This window comes from Natronoflexus pectinivorans (genome assembly GCF_004345615.1).
In the GTDB taxonomy this organism is placed as follows: Bacteria; Bacteroidota; Bacteroidia; order Bacteroidales; family Marinilabiliaceae; genus Natronoflexus; species Natronoflexus pectinivorans.
In genome coordinates this window covers 1-6,522 of sequence record NZ_SLWK01000028.1, presented here as the reverse complement: position 1 = coordinate 6,522, position 6,522 = coordinate 1, and the positions used below count along the sequence as shown (strand labels likewise).

Annotated in this window: 4 protein-coding genes and 1 tRNA gene; all 5 read left to right on the top strand. The window is 31.9% G+C overall.

The window, feature by feature from the left end; all coding sequences use genetic code 11:
- The first annotated feature begins 1,292 nt into the window (after positions 1-1,292).
- Entirely contained in the window at positions 1,293-2,165 is an 873-nt protein-coding gene (locus EV194_RS16680) for a KilA-N domain-containing protein (protein ID WP_132435654.1), read from the top strand.
- Between the two features lie 200 nt (positions 2,166-2,365).
- A tRNA-OTHER gene (locus EV194_RS16675) sits at positions 2,366-2,449 on the top strand.
- A gap of 18 nt (positions 2,450-2,467) precedes the next feature.
- Positions 2,468-3,544 (top strand): FRG domain-containing protein, encoded by a 1,077-nt coding sequence (locus EV194_RS16670; protein WP_132435652.1) that lies wholly within the window; start codon positions 2,468-2,470, stop codon positions 3,542-3,544.
- A gap of 323 nt (positions 3,545-3,867) precedes the next feature.
- On the top strand, positions 3,868-4,692 hold the full coding sequence (locus tag EV194_RS16665; protein WP_132435650.1) for a hypothetical protein: 825 nt from the start codon (positions 3,868-3,870) through the stop codon (positions 4,690-4,692).
- Between the two features lie 1,594 nt (positions 4,693-6,286).
- A partial coding sequence (locus EV194_RS16660) for a hypothetical protein (protein WP_132435648.1) occupies positions 6,287-6,522 on the top strand: 236 nt, incomplete at its 3' end.

Genomic DNA, 6,522 nt, shown 5'->3' with positions numbered 1-6,522 from the left:
GGTGCTTACATTGACGTTTGTGCTCCGCATAAATTTCTGTGTCGGCCGATAATTCTGACTCCCGAAGCCCCCAACATTTCATATATGTGACCGTTGTACACAAGTCGACTTCGAAGTAAATTCTATGAAACAAAGAAATTTTCAAGACCGAAAAAAGAAGAGATAATGGATTGATTTATGCGAAAATCTGAGAAAGTAATTTTTTCATGATTTTTTTGGTTTTTAAGACCTGAAAATCAAAAAAAGGCAAATTCCGCAGATTTTCATAGATTAAGTCTTTGATTTAGTGGTAAAAACAACGAACTGATTGATTGGATATTTACATGATTTTTAACGATATGTAAGATTAATCGTATATCGAAAATTCCTCACATCAAAAAAAAAGAAATAGGAAATAATCCAATGAATTGACTGATTTTTAACAGATTGAGTTTATAGACATATAAAATATTGATTTTTAAAACTTCGAATACGGATTAAATAATTTATAACGACAAGATTATTAAACAACAAGGATATCACGTTGCTTCGCCAAGTTCATTGAAAACGTACTGATTATTGAATTCTTCGGAGAAATATTTGATTTTTAGAGATTTGTAAAGTTGTCAGAATAGATTAAATATTGACATCGGAGATTACGGCATGCACTTAACGGATTGTTTTTATAAAACGACTGGATTTTGGATTTATAAAACCGTGAAATCGGAATGAAAATTCATAACTATAAAACTGATTATCAATCATAAAACTACTTTTCTTCGCCATTTAGATTAATAATGAACGGAGTAATGAATCCGTCGGAGAAAAAATAAGATTTTTACGGCTACTAATGCATTGCGAGATTGTTTAACGGAGAATATTGACTGATAAGCGATAATTCGATACTCTGATTAGTTATATAAAGGTCAGATTTAGACTAATTAGATGATAATATGGATTTCGCATTGTTTTTAACTAATTGATTTACTGATTTATCGAAAATATTTAGATTGAATTTTAGGTCAGTAACGATAAGATTTTCAGATAATTTCTATTTTTAAGATTGATTTTTTCAAGAATTGATTTACAAATCGTACCTGTGTACAACATCATATATAAAATATTGGGGTTTAGATGTTTACACGAACCTTTCTGCCCCGCACCAACTTTTGTAACGGCAGACAAAGACGCACACCGCAGCCCCAACATTTCATATATGTGACCGTTGCCGTTCATTGAAAGAGCCGAAGAACCAACCTTTTAATTTGAAATTGAATTGTATATTTGTAGAAGTTGTAACTTGATTGGAAAATATGACAAGTAAATCTCAAATAGAAGTTGAAAACAAGCTCATTTCTATAGTTAAAGAAAACGAGCAAGATTACATTTGCCTGACTGATATGGTAAGAGACGAAGAGGGTACAGACCATATTCGGAACTGGATGCGAAATCGTAATACTGTAGAATTCATTGGCTTATGGGAGACTTTGAATAATCCGAATTTTAAACATGTCGAATTCGACACCTTTAGAAAACAAGCTGGATTAAACAGTTTCAATTTGACACCGAAAAAATGGATTGAGGCAACTAATGCAATAGGATTAATTTCTAAATCAGGCAGATATGGAGGGACTTATGCTCATAAAGATTTAGCATTTGAGTTTGGCTCTTGGATTAGTCCAATGTTTAAGCTCATGTTGATTAAGGAATACCAAAGATTAAAGGAAATTGAGAGTAATCAGTATAATCTTGAATGGAACGTTAAACGAATTTTAACGAAAACAAATTATCTACTGCACACTGACGCTGTTCGAGACTGCATTCTACCCGAGAAAAATTACGAAAAAGATAAAGAATGGTTAATATATGCCGAGGAAGCCGATTTGTTGAATGTTGCATTGTTTAATTGTGCAGCTAAAGATTGGCGTGAAGCAAACCCTGAGAAAGCGAAGAAAGGATTAAACATACGTGATTTTGCAAGCATAAATGAACTTGTTGTTTTATCAAACCTTGAGAATTTTAATTCAATTTTAATTCGTAATCAAATTGATAAACCAGAACGCTTCAAACAGTTGAAAGATATTGTGAAAATTCAATTAAAATCACTTGACGAACAAGATTTTATGAAGTCATTAAAGAAAATTTCTGACGACATCTATATCGAAAATAAAAAGAAATTGGAATAATCAACGAAACGGCAACATGCAATATAGCAAAAGGCGGGTTTCGTGACTTTTTGAACCATTCTGCCCCGCATTAAGTTTTGTAACGGCGGACAATGACGACTCCCGCATTCCGCCTCATGCCATATTGCTCACCGTTGTGCCTAATTTAACGGTGCAACTTGACACGAATTGAAAAATATTTTATATTGACATAATTTAATGCGGGATATAGCTCAGACTTGGTCGAGAGCGACTTAATATTAATTTATTAAGGAGGTCGGGGGTTCGAATCCCCCTTTCCCGCTCAAAAACTCTAAATACAATTGATAGATTATCACGTACATTGGATAGAATTTCTTAATCAAATTGAAGAATCAAAGCAGATTTTAAAAATTACTGAATCTGGAGCATGGTTTCGTGGTCAATTGGATACTGACTGGGATTTAATGCCAAGTATTTTAAGAGATGGTGGCTATTGTGATGCAGATGATTTTAAAGAAATATCTCGGGAAGAAAAAGAAATTGAGGAGTTAAAAAAAACTTGGAAAGAATTTTTAAATCAAAAAAAGAATCTTAAAAAAGAGATCAGTCAAATATATCTTAATAAGCAAAACACAGACGATTTAAATAAAAAAAACGAAGTGTATCATGAAATAAAAACTCAAATTGATTTTACCCAAGCTGAATTTGACAAATTATATAATAATCTTTTACAATTCAAAGCCCCAATTGCTGGTGAGAGAGACTTGTTTGATGATTATGTTTTTAAGTCAGGCAAAACACATTCTTTATCATCATGGGAGATTTTAGCTGAAATGAGGCATTATGGAGTTCCAACTAGATTGCTCGATTGGACAGATAGATTAGATATTGCGTTATTCTTTGCCTTATCAGAATATAGAATTGTTTATGAAAAAGAACCCGATAATTTCTTTGACAATGTTAAATCACTTAAAAAACCATGTATATGGATACTAAATCCATATAATCTAACAAAACATTCGACAGGGAGGTCTTCAATAATTGATTTTGTTAGGGAAAATAATTTAGACTATTACCAGTCCTTTTTAGTTAACAGAAATTGGAAATACTCCAAACCCATACCTATTTATCCTCCAACTAGTTTTGATAGAATTAGAGCGCAAAGAGGTTTTTTTACGGTATTTGGTAACGATAAGCAACCTTTAAATAAACAAGTAAACAAGAAAGATAATTTATTAATAAAGATTGATTTAAATGAAAATGTTATCTTTTTTTATTTAAAATATCTGAATTCAATTCAAAGATTAAGTCCTTACGAGATTTACCAAGATTTGGACACACTTGGAGATGAATTAAATCGTAAATTTAGAAGCATACAAAAATGGACAAAAACTAGGCACAACATCGTGTATAAGTAATGGCGGGAGATGTAGCGTATTCGGGCGTTCTACCTCGCATTAAGTTCATCGTATCACGATAGGAAAGTGCCCCGTAAACCGCCACTACTCATACACGTATCCGTTGTGGGCAATTCACCCTATTCCAGAGACATTGACTACTTAAGCTAACGTAATTGAATGGTCAGAAAAGTGAATGAAAATAGAAGAAAATCCATAAAATACAAATCACTGAATTCCAGACATTTAATTTTACATTAATCAGAATGTTAACACACGTCCAAACAACTGAATTTGAAAACCATAAAGTGAGTTGAGAATTAAACATTAACATACCAACACGAATGACAAATACATCAATTTCCAAACCACTACTTAACTTCCTGATTATTTGTTTCTGGGCGAGCATTGTGCTGTTTGTTTTACAGATAATTGTTTCATTCAGGACTTTTTTTCTATTTCACTTAGGCATTGAGACAGAACCCCATTTTTTAATACAGGCGATATTATTCATGCTCTCGACACTTTGGATTTTCCTGTTTTTTTACACGCTTTACTTCTTCTTTAAAAACGACAGATATAGTAAATCCGGAATTTTCTTTTTCTTTTTTCACCTGATTTATGCCCTGATTTATTTCTACCGGGTGATATGGCAGCAAAAACGTGAACTTGTTGGTAGTTATAAAAGCGAACCAGTTTTGGATAAAAGCATATTCATTGAAAGCGCTGAAAATGAAGAGATAAATGAAGTTGAGCAAAAAGAATATTGGAGACAATTATGGTTGCAATCAATCTTCGAACTCTCTTCGATAGAATATCAAAGAATAAAATGGCTTGACTCAAAGAATGATAACCCACACTGTTCATTTGGAGAGTTTATGAATAGTTATTTTAACGACACTTTATCAGATTTTGAATACAGTCATTACATTAACATTTATTGGGTTTCTCGACAGGAATATGAAATCATAAAAGAATGGCATGCCGAATTAGATAAATATGAAGCACCAGATAATGATGATTATAATGATGAAGCAATTCTCAATGACAAAAAGTGGATTAGAATTGTAAAGAAAGGTGAACAAGCCAGAAACAAACTTTTTGAAATACTGAAGAAGACAGAACAAAAATATTTAATGGATGAAAATAACAAAACTGATTATATTTGAATGAATGAAACACTGCCCACAACATCATATATAAAATATTGGGGTTTAGGTGTTTACTCGAGACTTTCTGCCCCGCACCAACTTTTGTAACGGCAGACAAAGACGCACACCGCAGCCCCAACATTTCATATATGTGACCGTTAGGGGGGCAATCCATTTTTTTGAAGCAAATCCCTTATTTAAAGCAAATTAAAAAACCAATACGAACAGAGATTAAGGAAAAAAATACAATTCAGAGAGAAAAACTGACTACTTCGAATTTTTATAACGTCAAGAAAATTGATTTTAACGACATATCGACCTGAATTTCTGGACTAAACATATCGGAATACATTAAAACAATATTGCATAACGACAAAAATCCATAACGGAATAATTTGGATATCGAACTGAATATTTCGTGGCTTCACAAAATAGGTGTTTAACCCATAGAAGAACAAACTCTTCGGAGAAATATTTTGGAGGTTAATGATTTCGGTGGAGAAGCGAGAGTTTTTAACGGAATAGTTTATTTAACGGCATGAATATTAAGATTATCGGGAATTTCTAAAGAAAATAAAGGTGTTGAAAACTTGATAACATGGAGAAATAATCATTCCGAAAGACTCGGATTTTTAAACAGATAGTTAATCAGCTTCGCAAAGATGGTTTATAAGCCATTGAGTATTGAATTCTTTGGAGATATATTTAGGTCGTTAATGATTTCGGTGGAGAAACAGAATAGATTAATTAAACGGCGGATTTTCAAGAAATATCGGATGAATAATACGTTGAAAACAATGTTAATCGCTTGAATAATTAACCGCATAGATTCTGACTATTATATTGAAATTAAAGATTCACGGAGAAATTAAACATTTGACATAAATGCATGTTTTCTTGAGATTTATAACAGGAAAACACATTGAAAATGGCGACAATTAATAGTTTCGATGGCTAATTTAACGGTCTGATTATATTGATGTTGGTGAAATCAACTAAAATTCCGATGCCGTAGAAGACCATTTAGAACTAAGATTATTCGAATTATTTCACTGAAAGTCCCTGAAATTCAAGAAAATTCCTATTTTTAAGCAAGAATTTTAACGATTTGATTAAAAAAAATGGAACGCCCCCCTAACACTTTGTATATGTCAGTTTTGCAGAAAATTTCACGTTTATAGATAATTTCGGATGTGCAAAACCGCCATATACAAATGACCGTTAGCGGTAATCCCCTCTACCCCAGAGACTTTAACCTATTAAGCAAACGGTAAATTGATAGAAATTTGATTGAAAGGAGTTTATTATAGTAGGAATTTACCGTTATTCAGAATGAAAACAAAAAAGTACGATATTGAATAACTTGAAAAGATTTTACTTTCAAATAAGAAAGTTTATTGGTTTTCCTATTGAGAGTACAAATAGCCGTCACTTAAGGAATTTGGACAGCAAGAACTGTATAGAATTAGATGGGAAAAAATATTTTAAAGTAAACTTGCGATTTGTTGACACACTTGACACTGATTCAACCAGATTCCTTTTTCAACTTGAAGAAGAGATTGAGTCATTAAGATTAGATAATCTGCGAATTATAAACTTAAACTCTTGTTTAATGAAGAAAAATCAAGATATCGAGATTTTAAATATTAATCTGCTTAACGAGAATAGAATTCAGGCTTTGATTTTTAATGACAAAATGAAAAGAAATCAAGAGAGATTTATTAAAACTGCAAAGAAATTAAATGGTAAAATCAGAGAAAACAAAGACTATATAAACTCAATCCAAAATACACTACAAGAAAAGAACGAAATAATTAAAGAGCATTACGTTACAATCAAGACCCTTCA